The sequence below is a fragment of the Photorhabdus caribbeanensis genome, assembly GCF_018448885.1.
Classification (GTDB): Bacteria; Pseudomonadota; Gammaproteobacteria; order Enterobacterales; family Enterobacteriaceae; genus Photorhabdus; species Photorhabdus caribbeanensis.
In genome coordinates this window covers 60,313-77,125 of sequence record NZ_RCWB01000017.1, presented here as the reverse complement: position 1 = coordinate 77,125, position 16,813 = coordinate 60,313, and the positions used below count along the sequence as shown (strand labels likewise).

General features: G+C 46.8%; 13 protein-coding genes. 11 read left to right on the top strand and 2 right to left on the bottom strand.

The window, feature by feature from the left end:
• The first annotated feature begins 35 nt into the window (after nt 1-35).
• From nuoC to nuoN, 11 genes are all read left to right on the top strand, one after another.
• Nucleotides 36-1,835: an NADH-quinone oxidoreductase subunit C/D gene (gene nuoC, locus EAE90_RS12900; protein WP_214053827.1), complete on the top strand. Its 1,800-nt coding sequence runs from the start codon at nt 36-38 to the stop codon at nt 1,833-1,835.
• Between the two features lie 2 nt (nt 1,836-1,837).
• Nucleotides 1,838-2,386 carry an NADH-quinone oxidoreductase subunit NuoE gene (gene nuoE / locus EAE90_RS12895; protein ID WP_011147303.1) on the top strand — a complete coding sequence of 183 codons (549 nt, stop codon included), beginning with the start codon at nt 1,838-1,840 and terminating at the stop codon, nt 2,384-2,386.
• Nucleotides 2,383-3,747: an NADH-quinone oxidoreductase subunit NuoF gene (gene nuoF / locus EAE90_RS12890; RefSeq protein ID WP_214053826.1), complete on the top strand. Its 1,365-nt coding sequence runs from the start codon at nt 2,383-2,385 to the stop codon at nt 3,745-3,747. The genes nuoE and nuoF overlap by 4 nt, the downstream gene beginning before the upstream one ends.
• A 75-nt stretch (nt 3,748-3,822) precedes the next feature.
• Nucleotides 3,823-6,546, top strand: a complete 2,724-nt coding sequence (nuoG, locus tag EAE90_RS12885; protein ID WP_214053825.1) for an NADH-quinone oxidoreductase subunit NuoG — start codon at nt 3,823-3,825, stop codon at nt 6,544-6,546.
• Nucleotides 6,546-7,523: an NADH-quinone oxidoreductase subunit NuoH gene (gene nuoH, locus EAE90_RS12880; protein WP_214053824.1), complete on the top strand. Its 978-nt coding sequence runs from the start codon at nt 6,546-6,548 to the stop codon at nt 7,521-7,523. The genes nuoG and nuoH overlap by 1 nt, the downstream gene beginning before the upstream one ends.
• 14 nt (nt 7,524-7,537) lie before the next feature.
• Complete coding sequence (nuoI, locus tag EAE90_RS12875; RefSeq protein ID WP_036781362.1) at nt 7,538-8,080, top strand: NADH-quinone oxidoreductase subunit NuoI; 543 nt, start codon at nt 7,538-7,540, stop codon at nt 8,078-8,080.
• 12 nt (nt 8,081-8,092) lie between these two features.
• Nucleotides 8,093-8,638 (top strand): NADH-quinone oxidoreductase subunit J, encoded by a 546-nt coding sequence (nuoJ, locus tag EAE90_RS12870; protein WP_036781359.1) that lies wholly within the window; start codon nt 8,093-8,095, stop codon nt 8,636-8,638.
• The gene (gene nuoK / locus EAE90_RS12865) at nt 8,635-8,937 is read left to right on the top strand and encodes an NADH-quinone oxidoreductase subunit NuoK (RefSeq protein ID WP_011147297.1); all 303 of its coding nucleotides are present in this window, start codon (nt 8,635-8,637) and stop codon (nt 8,935-8,937) included. Before nuoJ ends, nuoK begins: the two co-directional genes overlap by 4 nt.
• Nucleotides 8,934-10,781 (top strand): NADH-quinone oxidoreductase subunit L, encoded by a 1,848-nt coding sequence (nuoL, locus tag EAE90_RS12860; protein ID WP_214053823.1) that lies wholly within the window; start codon nt 8,934-8,936, stop codon nt 10,779-10,781. Before nuoK ends, nuoL begins: the two co-directional genes overlap by 4 nt.
• A gap of 20 nt (nt 10,782-10,801) precedes the next feature.
• Entirely contained in the window at nt 10,802-12,322 is a 1,521-nt protein-coding gene (nuoM, locus tag EAE90_RS12855) for an NADH-quinone oxidoreductase subunit M (protein ID WP_214053822.1), read from the top strand.
• A 6-nt stretch (nt 12,323-12,328) separates the two neighbouring features.
• Complete coding sequence (gene nuoN / locus EAE90_RS12850) at nt 12,329-13,786, top strand: NADH-quinone oxidoreductase subunit NuoN (protein ID WP_036811909.1); 1,458 nt, start codon at nt 12,329-12,331, stop codon at nt 13,784-13,786.
• 99 nt (nt 13,787-13,885) lie between these two features.
• Here nuoN and EAE90_RS12845 read toward each other — a convergent pair whose 3' ends face one another.
• Together EAE90_RS12845 and EAE90_RS12840 are read right to left on the bottom strand one after the other, a co-directional pair.
• Nucleotides 13,886-14,947, bottom strand: a complete 1,062-nt coding sequence (locus tag EAE90_RS12845) for an alpha-xenorhabdolysin family binary toxin subunit B (RefSeq protein WP_214053821.1) — start codon at nt 14,945-14,947, stop codon at nt 13,886-13,888.
• Between the two features lie 45 nt (nt 14,948-14,992).
• The gene (locus EAE90_RS12840; protein WP_214053820.1) at nt 14,993-16,219 is read right to left on the bottom strand and encodes an alpha-xenorhabdolysin family binary toxin subunit A; all 1,227 of its coding nucleotides are present in this window, start codon (nt 16,217-16,219) and stop codon (nt 14,993-14,995) included.
• Between the last annotated feature and the right edge of the window lie 594 nt (nt 16,220-16,813).

The following is a 16,813-nucleotide window of genomic DNA, read 5'->3' as shown; positions in this document are numbered from 1 at the left end:
CAAAACGAACACTGATCAAAGCGTTGTGGTGAAAAATGATGATAGATCAGATAGCGCAAGAAAGCGCCCGGCCTGCGTGGCAAACTCACGACCATCTTGATGATCCGGTTGTGGGCGAGCTGCGTAACCACTTTGGCCCGGATGCCTTTACTGTTCAGCCAACCCGTACTGGTATGCCGGTTGTTTGGGTGAAGCGTGAACAATTATTGGAAGTAATGACGTTCCTGAAGAAGCTGCCTAAACCTTATGTCATGCTGTTTGATTTGCATGGCATGGATGAGCGCCAGCGTACTCACCGCCAGGGTCTGCCAGAGGCAGATTTTTCTGTGTTTTATCACCTGCTTTCTATTGAGCGTAACCGCGATGTTATGTTGAAGGTTGCACTGAGTGAAAAAGACCTGAATCTCCCGACTGCAACTCCTCTGTTCCCAAATGCCAACTGGTATGAGCGTGAAACATGGGAAATGTTTGGCATTGTCTTTAACGGCCATCCAAACCTGCGTCGTATTATGTTGCCGCCGACTTGGGAAGGGCATCCGTTGCGGAAGGATTATCCCGCTCGTGCGACGGAATTTGATCCTTTCGAACTGACCAGACAGAAAGAAGATCTGGAAATGGAAGCGCTGACTTTCAAACCAGAAGAGTGGGGAATGAAACGAGGCACCGAGAATGAGGACTTTATGTTCCTTAACCTGGGTCCTAACCATCCCTCTTCTCATGGTGCATTCCGTATCATTCTGCAACTGGATGGCGAAGAGATTGTCGATTGTGTCCCGGATATTGGTTATCACCATCGTGGCGCGGAGAAGATGGGAGAGCGCCAATCTTGGCACAGTTATATTCCCTATACAGACCGTATTGAATACTTAGGCGGTTGTGTTAACGAGATGCCTTATGTGCTGGCGGTGGAGAAACTGGCGGGAATTGAAGTGCCTGACCGGGTAAAAACCATCCGCGTTATGTTGTCGGAATTGTTCCGCATTAACAGCCATCTACTCTACATCTCGACTTTCATTCAGGACGTTGGCGGGATGACGCCGGTATTCTTCGCCTTTACTGACCGCCAGAAAGTGTACGATCTGGTAGAGGCGATTACCGGTTTCCGTATGCACCCGGCGTGGTTCCGCATTGGCGGTGTTGCTCATGACTTGCCGCGTGGTTGGGATAGATTATTGCGCGATTTCCTGAACTGGATGCCTAAACGTCTTGATTCCTACGTGAAAGCAGCGCTGAAAAACAGCATCCTGAAAGGCCGTTCTATCGGGGTTGCCGCGTATAATTCCAAACAAGCCCTTGAGTGGGGCACCACTGGAGCGGGTTTGCGGGCAACAGGTATCGCGTTTGATGTGCGTAAATGGCGCCCATACTCCGGCTATGAAAATTTCGATTTCGACGTGCCGATTGGTAATAACGGCGACTGTTATGACCGCGTGATGTTGAAAGTGGAAGAAGTGCGTCAGAGTTTGCGGATCTTGAAACAGTGTCTGGATAATATGCCTGAAGGTCCATTCAAAGCCGATCACCCACTGACGACGCCACCACCCAAAGAGCGTACTTTGCAGCATATTGAGACCATGATTAACCACTTTTTGCAAGTGTCATGGGGGCCAGTAATGCCGGCAAATGAATCTTTCCAAATGATTGAGGCCACCAAAGGCATCAACAGCTATTACCTCACCAGCGACGGCAGTACTGTGAGTTACCGTACCCGCGTCCGTACACCGAGTTATCCGCATTTGCAGCAGATCCCATCGGTAATCCGCGGTAGCTTGGTTTCTGACCTGATCGTGTATCTGGGCAGTATCGATTTTGTTATGTCTGATGTGGATCGCTAACTATGCAAAGTGAAATTAACGCGAGTGCTCAACAAGCGCGCCTTGATGTGGTTAACGTAACAGAGTCTCAGGCAAAAGCAGATTTTGTGCTGAGTACCGAAGAGCACGATGCTATTGAGCACGAAAAACACCACTACGAAGATCCGCGCGCTGCTTCAATAGAAGCATTGAAAATTGTACAGAAACATCGTGGTTGGGTGCCGGATGGCGCCATTTACGCGATTGCTGATGTGCTTGGTATTCCCGCTAGTGATGTGGAAGGTGTGGCAACATTCTACAGCCAGATTTATCGTCAACCTGTGGGCCGCCATATTATTCGTTATTGTGACAGCGTGGTTTGTCATATTACCGGTTATCAGGATGTCCAGGCTGCGATTGAAAAACATCTGAATATCTGTCCGGGGCAGACGACGAAAGATGGGCGTTTTACGCTGTTGCCAACCTGTTGTCTGGGTAACTGTGATAAAGGCCCGACCATGATGATCGATGACGATACGCACAGTTCTGTCAGACCTGAAGAGATTGAAAAGTTACTGGAGCAGTATCCATGACAGCATATTCAGGAATAAAAGAAATTATTCGGACTGAGGAGAATCATCCTCTTACCTGGCGTTTACGGGATGATAAACAACCGGTATGGCTGGATGAGTACCGTAGTAAAAGTGGTTATCGTGGCGCTGAAAAAGCGTTGAAAAGCATGTCTCCAGATGAAGTGGTTTCTCTGGTCAAAGACGCCGGGTTGAAAGGTCGTGGCGGCGCAGGTTTTTCTACTGGTTTGAAGTGGAGCCTGATGCCCAAAGATGAAAGCATGAATATCCGTTATCTGCTATGTAACGCAGATGAAATGGAGCCGGGTACCTACAAAGATCGTTTGCTGATGGAGCAACTTCCTCACTTGCTGGTGGAAGGGATGTTGATCAGCGCCTTTGCCTTGAAAGCTTATCGTGGCTATATCTTCCTGCGTGGTGAATATGTGGAAGCGGCTGTGCATCTGCGTAAGGCTATCGAAGAAGCTAAGGCAGCGGGTTTGTTGGGTAAAAACATTATGGGCAGCGGCTTTGATTTTGAGTTGTTTGTTCATACCGGCGCAGGGCGTTATATCTGCGGTGAAGAAACCGCGCTGATTAACTCACTGGAAGGCCGTCGAGCAAATCCTCGCTCGAAACCGCCATTTCCAGCCACTTCCGGCGCATGGGGTAAGCCTACTTGCGTCAACAACGTTGAAACCTTGTGCAACGTTCCTTCAATTCTCGAATACGGTAAAGAGTGGTATATCGGCCTGAGTGCAGGCAAGAGTAAAGATGCCGGCACTAAACTGATGGGGTTCTCCGGTCGGGTGAAAAACCCGGGTTTGTGGGAGTTGCCATTTGGTACGACTGCCCGTGAAATTCTTGAAGATTATGCTGGCGGTATGCGTGACGGCTTGAAATTCAAAGCATGGCAGCCAGGTGGGGCGGGGACTGATTTCCTGACCGCTGAGCATTTGGATCTGCCAATGGATTTCGAAAATATCGCTAAAGCGGGCAGCCGCTTGGGTACTGCCTTGGCAATGGCGGTTGACCATGAAATTAATATGGTTTCTTTAACCCGGAATCTTGAAGAGTTCTTTGCCCGTGAATCTTGCGGCTGGTGTACGCCATGCCGTGACGGGTTGCCGTGGAGCGTGAAAATCCTGCGTGCAATAGAGCGTGGGGAAGGGCAACCGGGGGATATTGAAACGTTGGAACAGCTCTGTCGCTTCCTTGGGCCAGGTAATACATTCTGTGCTCACGCACCAGGGGCCGTGGAACCACTACAGAGTGCCATCAAATATTTCCGTGATGAATTCGAAGCTGGAATTGTCACCAAAGACTATGGGAACACCCATTTCATTGCGGGTATCCAGTCAAACCTGTTGAAACAGCGTTGGTAATGGATTCTTCACGAAATTAGCAGAATTTTTGATTAACACTTGCTGAAAAGCAGGTCATTTGGAAGCATGCTGACTATGGCTACGATACATGTAGACGGCAAAAAATATGATGTAGACGGGGCTGATAACCTGTTACAAGCCTGCCTCTCTTTGGGGTTGGATATTCCTTATTTTTGCTGGCATCCAGCGCTTGGAAGCGTTGGCGCTTGCCGCCAGTGTGCGGTGAAGCAATATCAAAATGCGGATGATACGCGCGGTCGTCTGATAATGTCCTGTATGACTCCGGCAGCGGATGGCACTTTCATCTCGATTGATGATGAAGAGGCTAAAAAGTTCCGTGAGAGTGTGGTTGAGTGGTTGATGACTAACCATCCGCACGATTGCCCGGTGTGTGAAGAAGGGGGCAACTGCCACTTGCAGGATATGACCGTGATGACCGGTCATACATTCCGTAAATACCGTTTCACTAAGCGTACTCATAACAATCAGGAATTGGGGCCGTTTATTTCTCATGAAATGAACCGCTGTATTGCCTGTTATCGTTGTGTGCGTTACTACAAAGATTATGCCGACGGCACTGATTTTGGTGTCTATGGCGCTCACGATAATATCTATTTTGGTCGCCCTGAAAGCGGAACGCTGGAAAGTGAGTTCTCCGGTAACTTGGTAGAAATCTGTCCAACTGGGGTATTTACTGATAAAACCCACTCTGAACGTTATAACCGCAAATGGGATATGCAGTTTGCGCCAAGTATTTGCCAACAGTGCAGCATTGGTTGCAACACCAGCCCAGGAGAGCGTTATGGTGAATTACGCCGTATCGAGAACCGTTATAACGGGACAGTAAACCACTACTTTATGTGTGACCGCGGTCGTTTCGGTTACGGTTATGTCAATCGTAAAGATCGCCCTCGTCAGCCACAGCAATTGCGTGGTGATCATTGGATCTCGCTTAACGCTGAACAGGCGATGCAGGGTGGGGCGGATATTTTACGTCAGGCGAAAAATGCCATCGGTATCGGTTCCCCACGCGCCAGCCTGGAAAGTAACTTTGCATTGCGTGAACTGGTGGGCGCGGAAAACTTCTATAGTGGGATTGCCGCGGCTGAACAACAACGCCTTGATATGATGTTGGAAATTCTTCAACAGGGTGGCGTTTATACACCGTCGCTGCGTGAAATTGAAAGCTATGATGCGGTACTGATTTTAGGTGAAGATTTAACGCAAACCGGCGCCCGGATGGCATTGGCGGTTCGTCAGGCGGTGAAGGGCAAAGCCCGCGAAATGGCGGCCGCTCAGAAGGTTGCTGATTGGCAAATTGCTGCGGTGATGAATATTGGTCAGCGTGCGAAATATCCCCTGTTTGTTACCAATGTAGATGATACTCGTCTGGATGATATCGCCGCGTGGAATTATCGAGCGCCGGTTGATGATCAGGCGCGTTTTGGTTTTGCAATCGCTCATGCATTGGATAACACTGCGCCAGCAGTCGAGAATTTGCCTGACGAACTGAAAGCTAAAGTGGAAATGGTGGCGCAAGCATTGATTGGCGCGAAGAAACCACTGATTATCAGCGGCAGTAACGTCGGTAGTGATGCGATTATTCAAGCCGCAGCTAATGTTGCCTGGGCACTGAAAGACCGAGGTTCAGATGTCGGTTTGTCGTTTGTGGCAATCTATGCGAATAGTATTGGATTGGCAATGATGGAAGCTCAGCCGCTGGATGTTGCGCTGCAACGGATAAGCAGTGGTGAATCTGATACGGCTATCGTGATGGAAAATGATCTCTATCGGCATGCCGCGGCAGATAAGGTAGATGATGCACTGAACAAGCTGAAAAACTTGGTTGTAGTTGATCATCAACGCACTGCCATCATGGATAAAGCCCATTTGATTCTTCCAGCTTCCAGCTTTGCAGAAAGTGACGGTACGCTGGTAAATCAGGAAGGCCGGGCGCAGCGTTATTTCCAAGTTTTCGAACCCTCTTTCTATGACAAATCGGTGGTGATGCTGGAGAGTTGGCGTTGGTTGCACTCCTTGCACGCAACTTATACTGAACGCCATTTAGATTGGACGCAGCTTGACCATGTTATTGATGCCTGTGTTGAAACAATGCCGCAGCTTAAAGGCATTGTTGATGCAGCGCCTGATTCCACATTCCGTATTCGTGGTCAGAAACTGGCCCGTTCACCGCACCGTTACAGTGGTCGTACTGCAATGTTGGCTAATCTCAGCGTACATGAGCCACGTCAGCCGCAGGATGTCGATTCGCCATTTGCTTTCTCAATGGAAGGCAACAATAGTCCAAATGCCTATCGTCAGCAGGTGCCGTTTGCATGGGCGCCGGGCTGGAACTCACCGCAAGCTTGGAACAAATTCCAGGCCGAGGTAGGCGGTCATCTGCGCTTTGGCGATCCTGGTGTGCGTCTGATTGAAACCACTGACGGTGGTCTGAACTATTTTGATCAGATCCCGACAGCCTTTACTGCACAAAATAACCAATGGACAGTGGCTCCTTACCACCATTTGTTTGGTAGTGAAGAGTTAACTCAGCGTTCTGATGTGATTCAGGAACGTATGCCGGAGCCTTATGTGATGCTCAATAGCAAAGATGCGGATCAATTGGGTGTGAAAACGGGTTCTGTTCTGGAGTTTGATTGTTTTGGTCAGCAACTGCGTCTGGCGGTTCGTCTGAGTGAAAATCTTGCTCAAGGGCAGATTGGTTTGCCAATGGGAATGCCGGGTATTCCTCCAGTATTGGCCGGTGTTTCCGTGAATAATTTGCGGGAGGTTGCATAATGAGTTGGTTAACCCCCGAAATTATTGATGTGCTGATCGCTGTTCTCAAGGCTGTGGTGATCCTGGTAGTGGTGGTTATCTGTGGGGCATTGATGAGCTTTGGCGAACGTCGTTTGCTAGGGCTGTTTCAAAACCGTTATGGACCAAACCGTGTAGGTTGGGGTGGGTCGTTACAGATCGTCGCTGACATGATCAAAATGTTCTTCAAAGAGGACTGGGTGCCACGGTTTGCCGACAGAATGATCTTTACCTTGGCGCCGGTGATTGGCTTCGTGTCTCTGTTGCTGGCATTTGCCATTGTGCCGATTACGCCGACTTGGATGGCTGCTGATCTGAACATCGGTATTTTGTTCTTTATGATGATGGCGGGTCTGGCTGTCTATGCGGTGCTGTTTGCTGGATGGTCAAGTAACAACAAATACTCGTTACTGGGTGCAATGCGTGCTTCTGCGCAGACACTGAGTTACGAAGTGTTTATTGGCCTCTCTTTTATGGGCGTTGTTGCTCAGGCAGATTCTTTCAATATGGTGGATATCGTCAATGCACAGGAGCATATGTGGAATGTCATTCCTCAGTTCTTTGGCTTCTTGACTTTTGCTATCGCGGGTGTGGCGGTGTGTCACCGTCATCCATTTGACCAGCCGGAAGCAGAACAGGAGCTGGCTGACGGCTATCATATTGAATATTCCGGTATGAAATTCGGTCTGTTCTTCGTTGGTGAATATATCGGTATTGTTACGGTTTCTGCCCTGATTGTGACAATGTTCTTTGGTGGCTGGCATGGTCCGTTCTTGCCGCCGTTTGTCTGGTTTGCGTTGAAAACGGCATTCTTCATGGTGATGTTCATCCTGATACGCGCCTCTTTACCACGTCCGCGTTATGACCAGGTGATGGCGTTTGGCTGGAAAGTCTGTCTGCCGCTGACCTTACTTAACCTGCTGGCGACTGCGGCAGTGATTTTGTACAACGCTCAATAAGGGGGGAATGAACCATGACATTGAAAGAGTTAGTGGTTGGTTTTGCCACCCAGGTACGCAGTATTTGGATGATTGGCTTGCACGCCTTTCATAAGCGCGAAACCCAAATGTATCCAGAGGAACCGGTTTATCTGCCGCCCCGTTACCGTGGCCGTATTGTGCTGACGCGCGATCCGGACGGTGAAGAGCGTTGTGTTGCTTGTAACCTGTGTGCGGCGGTTTGCCCGGTGGGATGTATCTCACTGCAAAAAGCTGAACATAAAGATGGTCGTTGGTATCCAGAATTTTTCCGCGTTAACTTCTCACGTTGTATTTTCTGTGGCTTATGTGAAGAAGCTTGCCCGACTACTGCGATCCAATTAACGCCGGATTTTGAAATGGGGGAATTTAAGCGCCAGGATCTGGTGTATGAAAAAGAGGACCTGACAATTTCAGGTCCGGGTAAATATCCTGATTATAACTTTTACCGTAAGACAGGTATGGCGATTGATGGCAAATCGAAAGGTGAAGCCGACAATGAAGCGAAACCTATCGACGTTAAAAGCCTGTTGCCGTAAGGAGCGATATTCATGGAATTTACGTTTTATACTGCCGGGCTGATTGCCATATTGGCAACTATCAGGGTGATTACCCATACCAATCCGATACACGCGCTTTTGTATCTGATTGTCTCTCTGCTGGCGCTTTCAGCGGTGTTTTTTTCGCTTGGCGCTTATTTTGCCGGTGCGCTAGAGATCATCGTCTACGCCGGGGCCATTATGGTGCTGTTCGTTTTCGTGGTGATGATGCTTAACCTTGGCAAATCTGTTGTTGAACAAGAGCGTGTTTGGTTGAAACCGAGGACTTGGATTGGTCCGGGGATACTGTCAGCCGTGCTACTTGTTGTGCTGGTGTATACCATTATCAATGTTTCTCATGGCGATATTGCTGACAATATCACGGGTGAAGTTATCAGTGCTAAAGAAGTGGGTATCAGTTTGTTTGGCCCGTATGTATTGGCCGTTGAACTGGCTTCTTTGCTATTACTTGCCGGTATGGTGGTGGCGTATCACATAGGCCGTGAGCATAAACAAGGTGAAGTGCTCAGCAACCGAAATGCGGAGGAACAACCATGATACCTCTTCAACATGGACTGATTTTGGCGGCAATTCTATTTGTGTTGGGCCTGACCGGGCTCATCATTCGCCGTAATCTGTTGTTTATGTTAATTGGGCTTGAAGTGATGATTAATGCTGCGGCTTTGGCTTTTGTTGTGGTAGGCAGCTATTGGGGCCAGCCGGATGGTCAGGTGATGTTTATTTTGGCTATCAGCTTGGCGGCGGCAGAGGCGAGTATTGGCTTGGCGCTGTTATTGCAGCTCTATCGTCGTCGCCAGAATCTGAATATTGATACAGTCAGTGAGATGCGCGGATGAACTTACTCTATTTAACAATTCTGCTGCCACTGCTGGGATTTTTGCTGTTGGCATTTTCCCGTGGCCGCTGGTCTGAAAATACATCAGCTACCATCGGGATTAGTTCTGTTGGTTTGGCTGCGTTGGCGACCTTATGGGTTGCTATCGATTTTAACAGTCAGAATGGTGCGGGTGATCTGGTTTACAGTCAGAACTTATGGAACTGGATGGAGGTTGGCAATTTCAGTATCCCATTCACTCTGGTGCTTGATGGTTTATCGCTTACCATGTTGAGTGTGGTGACTGGCGTTGGTTTCCTGATCCATATGTATGCCTCGTGGTATATGCGTGGGGAAGAGGGTTATTCCCGTTTCTTCGCTTATACCAACCTGTTTATTGCCAGCATGGTGATATTGGTTCTGGCAGATAACATGATGCTGATGTATCTCGGTTGGGAAGGGGTAGGGCTGTGCAGTTATCTGCTAATTGGCTTCTATTATACCAACCCGGCGAATGGCGCTGCGGCAATGAAAGCCTTTGTTGTTACCCGTGTGGGTGACGTCTTCCTGGCTATCGGCATGTTCATTCTGTATGACAATCTGGGGACGTTGAACTTCCGCGAGTTGGCGATTTTGGCGCCGCAGCATCTGGAAGCGGGTTCTTCGGTGATTACTTGGGCAACCCTGATGTTGTTGGGGGGAGCGGTAGGTAAATCAGCTCAATTGCCGTTGCAAACTTGGTTGGCCGATGCGATGGCCGGTCCGACGCCGGTTTCCGCGCTGATTCATGCTGCAACGATGGTGACTGCCGGGGTTTACTTGGTTGCACGCAGTCACGGCCTATTCCTGATGGCGCCGGAAATCCTGCAACTGGTTGGCACTATCGGCGCTATCACGCTGGTGTTGGCTGGTTTTGCCGCGTTAGTGCAAACCGATATTAAGCGTGTATTGGCTTACTCAACCATGAGCCAGATTGGCTACATGTTCTTAGCATTGGGGGTTCAGGCGTGGGATGCAGCAATTTTCCACCTGATGACTCACGCTTTCTTTAAGGCGCTGTTGTTCCTGGCATCGGGTTCCGTCATTCTGGCCTGCCACCACGAGCAGAATATTTTCAAAATGGGTGGATTGCGTAAATCCATTCCATTGGTTTATGTCTGCTTTTTGGTGGGCGGCGCGGCGTTATCCGCGTTGCCAATCGTCACTGCGGGTTTCTACAGTAAAGATGAAATTCTGTGGGGAGCGATGTCACATGGTCATATCAACCTAATGCTGGCTGGTCTGGCGGGGGCATTTATGACTTCCTTGTATACCTTCCGCATGATTTTCATCGTATTCCACGGTGAGGCGAAAACAAAAGCCCATCCTGTCAAAGGTATTACCCATCATTTTCCGTTACTGGTATTGCTGGTGCTTTCCACCTTTGTGGGCGCACTGATTGTGCCGCCATTGGCGGGTGTGCTGCCGGGAAGCCATGCAACGGATCACACAGGCAAAATGACCCTGGAAGTGGTTTCTGGCGTGGTCGCTGTAGCGGGTATTTTGTTGGCAATGGCACTGTATCTGGGTAAACGTCAGTTAGTGAATGGTGTGGCACGAAGTGCTCCGGGGCGTTTCTTCTCCGTATGGTGGTTTAATGCTTGGGGTTTTGATGTTCTCTATGACTGGGTATTTGTTAAGCCGTTCAAGAACATTACGCATGTATTGCGAAACGATCCGCTAAATTCACTGATGAATATTCCTGCGGTCTTATCACGCTGGAGTAACAAAGGTCTTAGCCTGAGTGAAAATGGACAGGTCCGTTGGTACGTTGCCTCTATGGGGTTGGGTGCAGTGCTGGTTTTAGCTCTGCTGCTACTGGTTTAATTTAAGGGATACATTGCGCCATGCTATTACCTTGGCTAATTCTTATGCCCTTCATCGGTGGCCTGTTGAGTTGGCAGGCTGAACGCTTCGGTACCCGTGTACCGCGTTGGATCGCGTTAATCTCGATGGGGTTGACTCTGGTGCTCTCTCTGCAACTGTGGTTGCAGGGGGACTACACCTTGGCTAATCCACAAGGGATCCCACAATGGCAAGAGGAATTTCTTATGCCGTGGATCCCACGTTTTGGTATCAGTATTCACCTTGCTTTGGATGGCTTATCACTGCTGATGGTGGTGTTGACCGCACTACTGGGGCTGATGGCTATTCTCTGTTCATGGACGGAAAATCAGCCATATCAGGGCTTTTTCCACTTGAACCTGCTGTGGATCTTGGGTGGTGTGATGGGGGTGTTCCTCGCTATCGACATGTTCCTGTTTTTCTTCTTCTGGGAAATGATGTTGGTACCGATGTACTTCCTGATTGCACTTTGGGGGCACAGAGGCTCAGGCGGTAAGACTCGTATCACTGCGGCTACCAAGTTTTTCATTTACACCCAGGCGAGTGGCTTGGTGATGTTAATTGCGATTATGGCGCTGGTATTGGTTCACTATAACGGGACAGGCGAGTGGACATTCAGCTATCAAAAACTGCTGAATACACCAATGTCACATACCGTCCAATACTTGCTGATGCTCGGTTTCTTCATTGCATTTGCTGTAAAAATGCCGGTTGTGCCTTTACATGGGTGGTTGCCTGATGCGCACAGTCAGGCGCCAACAGCGGGTTCGGTTGATCTGGCGGGTATCTTGCTGAAAACCGCCGGGTATGGTCTGTTGCGTTTCGCTTTGCCACTGTTCCCGGAAGCTTCTCATGAGTTCACGCCGATTGCGATGTGGTTCGGTGTGCTCGGGATCTTCTATGGCGCATGGATGGCATTCAGCCAGACAGATATCAAACGCTTGATTGCTTACACCAGTATCTCCCATATGGGGTTTGTGTTAATCGCGATCTATTCTGGCAGTCAGCTTGCTTACCAAGGGGCAATTATTCAGATGATTGCTCATGGTCTGTCAGCCGCAGGTCTGTTTATTCTCTGTGGACAGCTTTATGAGCGCTTACATACCCGTGATATGAATCTCATGGGCGGCTTATGGAAACGTGTGCAGTTCTTGCCTGCGTTATCGCTCTCCTTTGCTGTTGCGACACTGGGGATGCCGGGGACCGGTAACTTCGTCGGTGAATTTATGATCCTGTTTGGTAGTTTTAGTGAATTTCCGTTAATTATAACGATTTCTGTATTTGGTCTGGTCTTCGCCTCTGTTTATGCCCTGTATATGATGCAGCGTGCTTACTACGGTGAGGCAAAATCAGATGAACCACTAAGACGGATGGATATGCGAGAAGTATCCATTGTAATGGTGCTGTTGATATTACTGGTGGTGATGGGTTTCTACCCACAACCTATCCTTGATACTTCAGCGGCAGCGATGGATAACATCCAGACCTGGTATTCAGCTTCAATTTCAACTACAAGGCCGTAATTCGCCATGACAATAACTCCTCAACAACTGATCGCGCTGTTACCGCTGTTGATCGTCGGATTGACGGTAGTGGTTGTGATGCTGTCCATTGCGTGGCGACGCGATCACTTTATTAACACCACTCTGACCGTGGTAGGTTTGAATCTGGCTCTGCTGTCTCTCTATTTTGTCGGACAGCAAGAAGCGATGGATGTCACTCCACTGGTTCATGTGGATCGCTATGCTATGCTCTATATCGGTCTCGTGCTGGTTGCGAGCCTGGCAACGACGACTTTCGCCTATTCTTGGTTAGAAAATTATCCAGATAACAAAGAAGAGTTCTATTTGCTGGTGCTAATTGCGACAGTGGGCGGGATTCTTCTGGCTTGTGCAAACCACCTGGCATCATTGTTTATCGGTATTGAGTTATTAACTTTGCCGTTGTTTGGTTTGATTGGTTATGCATATCGCCAGAAACGCTCTCTGGAAGCGGCTATTAAGTATATGCTGCTGTCTGCGGCAGCCTCTTCTTTCATGCTGTTTGGTATAGCGTTGTTATATGCGGAATCAGGCGATCTCTCTTTTGCTGCACTGGGGCATCGCTTGTCTGACAGCTATATCTATCAACCTTTGATACTGTCAGGCTTGGGTATGCTGGTTGTTGGCCTTGGCTTCAAATTATCACTGGTGCCTTTCCATCTCTGGACCCCGGACGTTTATCAGGGCGCGCCTGCTCCGGTCTCTACCTTTCTGGCGACAGCTAGCAAGATAGCGATTTTCGCAGTAGTGGTGCGTTTGTTTGTTGAAGCGCCAATGGCGGATAGCGAAGCATTGCGCACGGTATTAACCGTTATTGCGATTGCCTCTATGCTGTTCGGTAACTTGATGGCGCTGACTCAGACAAATATCAAACGTCTGCTTGGTTACTCTTCTATTGCTCACCTGGGTTATTTGCTGGTGGCGCTGGTGGCGGTACAGAATCACCAGCTTTCAGAAGAAACAGTCGGTATCTATCTGGCAGGTTATCTGTTTAGCAGTATCGGCGCATTTGGCGTTGTTAGCCTCATGTCCAGCCCATATAAAGGACCGGATGCAGATTCCCTCTACTCATACCGTGGCCTGTTTTGGCATAAACCGATTCTGTCTGCGGTGATGACCGTGATGATGTTGTCACTGGCGGGGATCCCAATGACGTTTGGCTTTATTGGTAAGTTCTACGTCATTGTGTTGGGTGTAAAAGCGGAACTGTGGTGGCTGACGGGAGCTGTGGTTGTGGGTAGCGCTATCGGTTTGTATTACTACCTGCGAGTGATGGTTAGTCTGTACCTGCCTGCGCCGAAGGCTCTTAACCGTGACACACCAAGGAACTGGGCATCGACTGCCGGCGGGATCGTTGTTCTGGTTTCCGCATTATTGGTATTAGCGCTAGGTATCTGGCCTCAACCGCTGATTGATGTGATACAGCAAGCGAAAATTATTCTCTAAATAGCCAGTCAGTTGTACGGATTATTTGGAATATAAAAACCCGGTAAGATTATCCTTACCGGGTTATTGCAAGCTGTTGATTCAGAGGACAAGCTATATCTATTTCAGCAGAATCCCGTTGTATTGTGATTCCAGATTGTCAAGGTAGCCTAGCTGATCGTGTATGAGTTTAGTCAGGCTTTGCTGACGGGTTTGATCGTCTATGGTCTCCTGTAATTGGCTGGCAAAGATGCTCCATACTTGTTCCAGTTTAGTTGCCTGGAGTAATAGGGTAGTGCGTTCTTTGTCGATTTGATGCACATCAGCGATACCGGCAATCCGTTGTTCTACGCCTTTTAACTGAGTTTTTAAATCGTCGCAATCTTCGGTTAATTGAGCGATCTGTTTATCCAATTTGATTCTGGCATCAGCTAGCTCAACATACTTTAGCCCGGTGGAGATATTGGTCAGAATCTTTTTAGTGATCTCAATTCCTTGTTTGATCGCTTGTTTGATCAATTCTTTTTTAGGGCTAGACAGATTCAGTTTGTCCAGTTCACTGACATCGGGAATATAGTCCTTAAACATATCGGCCAGATTATATTGACGGATAATATTTTGGCTTTCGATGAGCTTGTCGCGATCTGGGATTAATTTGGCCTTATCCTGCTCTTTCTGCGTAATATCGGCTTGCAGCTCTTCTTTTTTTTCCTGTTCTTCTTTCAGGCGCTCTTCCAGACGTTCTAAAATAACAACATTCTGAACATCAGCAATTTTGCTGGTCATTATATTAGCTTCTTCGTGGAAGCTGGAAATGACGTTTTTAACATCTTTATTCAAATTGCGTACTTGTTCTGAACGTGCTTCCAACAGGGTTTTGCGTGTCTCGTCATCCAATTCGGAATTTTCCAGAGCAGCATCAATTTCGATGATGGTCTGGAAATAGTCTTGAGGCGGAAGTTGCCTCAGAACAGTTTGTAGATGAGGTACAGAGGCGCGAGCGGCTTCGTCGATATCTCGACTGTATAAGCTTATGCGCAGAGTTTTTTCCTGGATGATTTCAATGCCTGATTTTTGCTGGTGTGTTAAACGCCAGATGTTTTTCACCGCTTGACTCAAAGTTTTTACGCTAATTTCTGGATAAGTAATAGTTTTCTGAGGGAAAGTAATGACTTCAGTCATTTTAATACTCCTTTTTTCTATAGTCCTATGTAATACGGGGAACGATTAGTTATAGCGATGTTTGTATTCTTTCAATGCTTCATCGAAAACTTTGACTAATTGTCTAGCGGAACCTTCCACCTCTTTCCAAGGGTTTATGACTTGCTGGAATTTAGTGATAAAAGAGGTCAGATTCAGTGCATCATTAATTTGGGTGAATTTGTCTTTAGAAGCGCTGATTTGGGTCAGCATGGATTGCCACATGTAATCCAAATGGTTCAGAGCCACTTCTGCATCCAACAAACGGGTATCAATGTCGCTAAAATCAAGAGATAAATTAGTAATAGATTTTTGTAGTGCGCGTTTACCTTTGATACTCTCTTCCAGGCTGCGTACTTCTTCGATCAGCATATTTTTTCGTTTTCGCACTTCCTCAGCTCTGGAACCAAAGATGCCGCCAGTAATAGCGAGGCCGATCAACCCTCCTGCGATACCGGAGAAAGCCAAGCCTACGAATCTATCGTAGTCTTTCTTGAGTTGAGTAATTTCTTCTTTTTTCTCAGTGATTTTATCGTCCAGATCTCCGATGCTGACCGACATCTTATTGTCTCTCATCAGCTTGCGCTTATTTTCAACTTGTGGTTGTAAACCCAGAGCGATACTGCCGTTTGACAATCTGCCACCAATGAGTTTTAGCTTGAAATCAGATACTTCGGTTTTGACCTTTTCAGTTTTCTCCCGCTGTTTCGTAATATCATTTTTCATAGTGTCAAGGATTTCCCCCAGAACAGATGAGACTTCTCTATCTTCATGGGTATAGGTGATCTCGGCGAGTTGTCTATTCGATATCCCTCCTAATCTCCTCTTTATGCGTGTGATAATTGGCATTTCATTAATGATACTAATGATATTCTCACCCGTTTCGGTGATTTGTTTGCCAACAACTTCTAGGTCCATGCTCTGTTGCAGAATATCGTTTTCCACATCGCTCCAGCTAAACGAGTGAGTGCGGATTTCTTCAAACAAGGAGTGAATATCTTCTGGTTTTAATCCGGCGATATCGATCTTTTGATAACCCAAGTAGCTCTTTACTTCCTCAAGATTGAAAGGGAGTGATAAACCTTTCTTAACATACAATTTGATATTAATCAGGTCTTCTTTAGTAAATATTCCTCCGGGGCGGGCAACACCTTCTTGTTTACCAGTCAGTAATTGCAAGGTAGCCGAGGGAATATCTGTTTCGTTCAGTGTTTTTTCCGCTGGAAGTTGAGCTAATAACATATATTTCTCCATTAATGGTTCTTGCTTTATTGAAAAATTATTAAATACATCAAGGCACAACCGAACGTCATAATACTCATATTGTTAAATTAACGTTGTGTTTTTTATTGAATAATCTGAATTAAAAATACATATATTTCCGCGAGTAATTGTTGAAAAAATAGTTTTATTCATGAGTTTTATTAAATAATTTTTTGCATTGCAATTAATCTTAAATAAAATTATTTATGGTTTTTGTATATCTAATATATGGAATTAAATAATATGAATTTTTATTATTTTAATCATTAAATGTAATAATGATTTTTTATTTCTCTTTTTTATATGGTTTGAAATTTCATTTTTTAATTGATGTTAAGATGGTAAATATAAGTTGCTTTGATATTGTTTTTTTAAAATTTGTTTTAAAACAATTGGTTGTGTTAATTTTTTGGTATGGGATTATATGGTTTTTACCTTATTGATTTAAAAGGTGGATAATATGGTATTTTTATAAAGAATAAGTTAGATGTTTTTTAATTTGTCATTTATGGCATGTTTAAAAAAATAGATGGAATCGTAATCTATTTTTTAATGTCATTGAACAAAGGTTTTTGTTATTTTTAG

Excerpts from the sequence above, each read along its gene's own strand:
- nuoC (WP_214053827.1), top strand. The coding sequence starts at position 36 with ATGATGATAGATCAGATAGCGCAAGAAAGCGCCCGGCCTGCGTGGCAA.
- nuoE (WP_011147303.1), top strand. The coding sequence starts at position 1,838 with ATGCAAAGTGAAATTAACGCGAGTGCTCAACAAGCGCGCCTTGATGTG.
- nuoF (WP_214053826.1), top strand. The coding sequence starts at position 2,383 with ATGACAGCATATTCAGGAATAAAAGAAATTATTCGGACTGAGGAGAAT.
- nuoG (WP_214053825.1), top strand. The coding sequence starts at position 3,823 with ATGGCTACGATACATGTAGACGGCAAAAAATATGATGTAGACGGGGCT.
- nuoH (WP_214053824.1), top strand. The coding sequence starts at position 6,546 with ATGAGTTGGTTAACCCCCGAAATTATTGATGTGCTGATCGCTGTTCTC.
- nuoI (WP_036781362.1), top strand. The coding sequence starts at position 7,538 with ATGACATTGAAAGAGTTAGTGGTTGGTTTTGCCACCCAGGTACGCAGT.
- nuoJ (WP_036781359.1), top strand. The coding sequence starts at position 8,093 with ATGGAATTTACGTTTTATACTGCCGGGCTGATTGCCATATTGGCAACT.
- nuoK (WP_011147297.1), top strand. The coding sequence starts at position 8,635 with ATGATACCTCTTCAACATGGACTGATTTTGGCGGCAATTCTATTTGTG.
- nuoL (WP_214053823.1), top strand. The coding sequence starts at position 8,934 with ATGAACTTACTCTATTTAACAATTCTGCTGCCACTGCTGGGATTTTTG.
- nuoM (WP_214053822.1), top strand. The coding sequence starts at position 10,802 with ATGCTATTACCTTGGCTAATTCTTATGCCCTTCATCGGTGGCCTGTTG.
- nuoN (WP_036811909.1), top strand. The coding sequence starts at position 12,329 with ATGACAATAACTCCTCAACAACTGATCGCGCTGTTACCGCTGTTGATC.
- EAE90_RS12845 (WP_214053821.1), bottom strand. The coding sequence starts at position 14,947 with ATGACTGAAGTCATTACTTTCCCTCAGAAAACTATTACTTATCCAGAA.
- EAE90_RS12840 (WP_214053820.1), bottom strand. The coding sequence starts at position 16,219 with ATGGAGAAATATATGTTATTAGCTCAACTTCCAGCGGAAAAAACACTG.